The organism is uncultured Porphyromonas sp., from assembly GCF_934359325.1.
In the GTDB taxonomy this organism is placed as follows: Bacteria; Bacteroidota; Bacteroidia; order Bacteroidales; family Porphyromonadaceae; genus Porphyromonas_A.
Genome location: NZ_CAKRLH010000152.1, coordinates 1 through 4045, shown reverse-complemented (window position 1 = coordinate 4045; position 4045 = coordinate 1). Strand labels below are relative to the sequence as shown.

5 protein-coding genes are annotated in these 4045 nt (G+C 60.8%); 4 read left to right on the top strand and 1 reads right to left on the bottom strand.

Going from position 1 to position 4045, the window contains the following annotated elements:
- The 4 genes from lpxK to dnaJ all read left to right on the top strand — a co-directional run.
- A partial coding sequence (gene lpxK / locus Q0F21_RS06025; protein WP_297238298.1) for a tetraacyldisaccharide 4'-kinase occupies positions 1-1002 on the top strand: 1002 nt, incomplete at its 5' end.
- A gap of 23 nt (positions 1003-1025) precedes the next feature.
- A complete protein-coding gene (gene dut, locus Q0F21_RS06020) occupies positions 1026-1466 on the top strand; it encodes a dUTP diphosphatase (RefSeq protein ID WP_297238296.1) in 441 nt (146 codons plus the stop codon).
- Between the two features lie 108 nt (positions 1467-1574).
- On the top strand, positions 1575-2147 hold the full coding sequence (locus Q0F21_RS06015) for a nucleotide exchange factor GrpE (protein ID WP_297238294.1): 573 nt from the start codon (positions 1575-1577) through the stop codon (positions 2145-2147).
- A gap of 5 nt (positions 2148-2152) precedes the next feature.
- Positions 2153-3316, top strand: a complete 1164-nt coding sequence (dnaJ, locus tag Q0F21_RS06010) for a molecular chaperone DnaJ (RefSeq protein ID WP_297238292.1) — start codon at positions 2153-2155, stop codon at positions 3314-3316.
- A gap of 123 nt (positions 3317-3439) precedes the next feature.
- On the opposite strand, the gene pgk is transcribed toward dnaJ, so the two are convergent.
- Positions 3440-4045 (bottom strand): phosphoglycerate kinase (pgk, locus tag Q0F21_RS06005; RefSeq protein WP_297238290.1); only part of this gene is annotated, 606 nt, incomplete at its 5' end.

Sequence of the window (4045 nt, the reverse complement as noted above, 5' to 3'; positions counted from 1 at the left end):
TTCCTCTACGATGAGGGGATGCTCAAGGGGTACAAGTCCTCCATCCCCGTCATCTGTATCGGCAACGTCGCTGTCGGGGGGACAGGCAAGACGCCGCATGTGGAGCGGGTGATCCGGATGCTTCGCGACGAGTATCGGATCGCCGTGCTGACTCGGGGCTATGGTCGGTCGGTCAAGGGGCCTATGGTGGTCTCGACTACCGACGATGCCGCAAGGGTGGGGGACGAACCGCTTCAGATTAAGCGGAAGTTCCCCGAGGTGATCGTCTATGTCGATGGTGATCGGAAGCGAGCGCTGCAGACCCTGGAGCTGATGCCGGAGGAGTTGCGTCCCGACGTGGTGGTGATGGATGACGGATTTCAGCACCGGGCGGTGATCCCCGCCTACAGCATCGTCCTCACCGCCTACGACCGTCCCTTCACGCGCGACAGCTTCATGCCTTACGGTACGCTTCGCGACGATCCCTCCTCAGCGGATCGGGCGGAGTCGATCATCGTCACCCACACACCGGACGACTGCAAGCCGATCGACCTGAGGATGATGATGGGCGAACTTCCGCTTAAGGACTATCAGGATGTCTACTTCAGCCGTCCCGTCTATGGCGTGGCGACTCCTCTCTTTGACACCGATCAGCCTGCACCGCTCCCGACTAGCGAGTCACGTGTCTCCGCCGTCGCCGGCATTGCCGACCCGGAGCACTTCTTCGACAAGGTACGAGAGCTCTATCCCGAGACGGAGGAGTTGATCGTCTACGACGACCACCACAGCTATGACGAGGATGACCTGGAGGAGCTCCGGGAGCTGATCCGGGAGCCGGACTCTTTCATCATCACCACGGAGAAGGATGGGATGCGGCTCCTGAGCCACGCCGACAGCCTTACGTCCGAGGAGCGCAGCCGGATCCTCTACCTCCCGATCGAGATAAGTCTGTCGCCGAAGCAGGAGCGGCGGTTCCTGGAGCGTCTGCACCGGGCGATCAAGAATAACGGGCTCCACCTCTGACCCCACTATTATCCCATTTACCCATGTCTACGACCATTCGGATAGTGAATAAGAGCGGACACCCGCTCCCCACCCATGCCACAGCCGGTTCTGCCGGACTTGACCTCCGTGCCGCTCTCGAGGAGCCGGTGACGTTGGAGCCACTCGATCGCGCGCTGATCCCGACCGGACTTTACTTCGCCATCCCGGCGGGGTACGAGGTGCAGATACGCCCCCGCAGCGGACTCGCGATGAAGCACGGCATTACGGTGCTCAATACCCCCGGCACCATCGACAGCGACTACCGTGGAGAGATCCGCGTGGCGCTGATCAACCTCTCCCGTGAGCCCTTTACCATAGAGCCGGGAGAGCGGATCTGCCAGATGGTCCTCGCGCGCTATGAGCAGGTGGAGTGGGTCGAGACCGAGCAGCTGGACGATACTGACAGGGGCGAGGGCGGCTTCGGTCACACCGGTCGCAAGTGACAGCGTAGGAGATAGTCGGGCGGTCTGGTATCCTTTTTGCATACCCAAGGATGCCGACCGCCCCTCCTGTGTGCGGTCCCATAGGAGACAATTGTATTATATCGAGATATGAAGGAGAATAAAAAGCATAAGAAGGATGACCACCGGGAGGATCCCGTGGAGCAGGTAGAGCAGCAGGAGACCCCTACAACCGACGAGGAAGCGGCTGCTCCGGAGCCCAAGGGAGAGGAGGAGTCCAAGGTGGAAGACCTGCTCGACAAGTACGCCGAGCTGCAGGACAGCTATCTGCGACTGAGGGCAGAGTTTGACAACTACAAGAAGCGCACCCTCCGCGAGAAGTCCGACCTGATGAAGTATGGCGCGGAGCGCACCGTGGTGACGATGCTCGACGTGCTGGACGACTTTGATCGCGCCGTTGAGAGCATGGACCAGGCGACAGATGTTGATGCGGTGCGAGAGGGTGTCCTGCTGGTGAGGGATAAGTTTATCAGCGCCCTCCGCTCCGAGGGCGTGCATGAGATGGAGGTACAGGGCGTCGACTTTGACCCCGAGCTGCATGAGGCTGTCGCCATGAGCGACGGCACGGAGGAGCAGAAGGGGAAGATCATCGACTGCGTCCTCAAGGGCTACGTGCTCAATGACAAGGTGATCCGCCATCCTAAAGTGGTGGTCGGCAAGTAAGAGATATGGCGACGAAGAGAGACTACTACGAGATACTGGGGCTCACCAAGGAGGCCTCAGCCGATGAAATCAAGAAGGCCTACCGGAAGACTGCCCTCAAGTACCACCCGGACCGCAATCCGGGCGACAAGAGTGCGGAGGAGAAGTTTAAGGAGGCCGCCGAGGCGTATAGTGTCCTAAGCGATCCGGAGAAGCGTCAACGGTATGACCAGTTTGGTCACGCCGGTGTGGACGGTGCCGCCGGTGCGGGAGGCTTCGGTGGCGGAGGCATGTCGATGGAGGACATCTTCAGCCAGTTTGGCGATCTCTTCGGAGGCTTTGGCGGTTTTGGTGGCTTCGGAGGCTTTGGCGGAGGCGGCGGCAGCTACAGCCGTCAGATGCGCGGATCTGACCTGCGCATAAGGGTCCACCTCACTCTGGACGAGGTGCTCAAGGGGACGACGAAGAAGCTTAAGATCAAGAAGCAGGTCCCCTGCGAGCACTGCCACGGCTCCGGCGCGGAGAGCCCGAGCGACGTAGTCACCTGCCCCACCTGCCAGGGATCGGGTACGGTGATCCGCACTCAGGAGTCCTTCTTCGGACAGATGCAGACTCAGAGCGTCTGTCCCACCTGCCACGGCACCGGTAAGGAGATCCGGAAGAAGTGCTCCCACTGCTCCGGTCAGGGGGTAAAGTCGGGCGAAGAGGTGCAGGAGATCCGCGTCCCCGCCGGCGTCGAGGATGGCATGCAGATGCGCGTCCGTGGCGGTGGTAATGCGGGTCCCAATGATGGCGTGAGCGGCGACCTGATCGTCGAGTTTGCCGTCCGCTCCGATGAGCGCTTTGTGCGCCACGGCAGTGACCTGCTCTACAGCCTCCTCCTGCCGATCGACGAGGCGATCCTCGGTGGCAAGGTGATCGTGCCGACCCTCGAGGGGGACGTCAAGGTGACGATCAAGCCGGGGACACAGCCGGGTGAGATCCTACGACTGCGCAATAAGGGACTACCCTCTGTCGATGACGCCCGGAGGGGAGACGAACTGATCTCCATCCAGGTCCACATCCCCTCACGGCTCAGTGGCGACGACCGCAAGCTGGTCGAGCAGATGGCGACACGGTCGGCATTTCACCCCACGGAAGCGGACCGCAAGGCGCACGCCTCCAAGCAGCGTAGCCGGATGGAGCTGTAAGGAAGCCCAGTCGCCGGGCGACTTATAGTGTTAGAGCAGCTCTCGCTGCACGTAGAACGAAAAAAGGCGGGCACCCTCCACACCGGAGGATGCCCGCCTTTTTCTTTTATCCTAATAGTGGACTTACTTCTCGATCGCTGCGATGCCGGGAAGCGTCTTGCCCTCGATAGCCTCGATGAGTGCGCCGCCACCGGTGGAGACGTAGCTCACCTCGTCAGCGAGGTGGTACTTATTGATCGCCGCTACGGAGTCGCCACCGCCTACCAGCGAGTAGGCACCGCCCTTGGTCGCCTCAGCAACCGCCTTGGCAACCGCCTCGGTACCCTTGCCAAACATATCGAACTCGAAGACCCCTGCAGGACCATTCCAGAGGATTGTCTTAGACTGGAGGATCACCTCACGGAAGAGCTTGATAGTATCAGGACCGATGTCCAGACCCTCGCGATCATCGGGGATGTCGTTGCAGGGTACGACCTTGCTGTCAGCATCGGGAGCGAAGTCTGTGGCTGCGACGCAGTCGGTGCCGAGTACGAGACGGACCCCATTCTTCTTTGCCGTCTCCTCGATCTCGCGCGCCACATCGAGCTTGTCCTCCTCTAAGAGCGACTTGCCGACGTTGCCGCCACGAGACTTCATAAAGGTATAGGTCATGCCGCCCGTGAGGATCAGGTTGTCCACCTTGCCGAGGAGGTTCATGATCACGTCGATCTTCGTGGAGACCTTGGAGCC

Coding starts and splice junctions, on each gene's coding strand:
- dut (WP_297238296.1), top strand. CDS start 1,026: ATGTCTACGACCATTCGGATAGTGAATAAGAGCGGACACCCGCTCCCC.
- Q0F21_RS06015 (WP_297238294.1), top strand. CDS start 1,575: ATGAAGGAGAATAAAAAGCATAAGAAGGATGACCACCGGGAGGATCCC.
- dnaJ (WP_297238292.1), top strand. CDS start 2,153: ATGGCGACGAAGAGAGACTACTACGAGATACTGGGGCTCACCAAGGAG.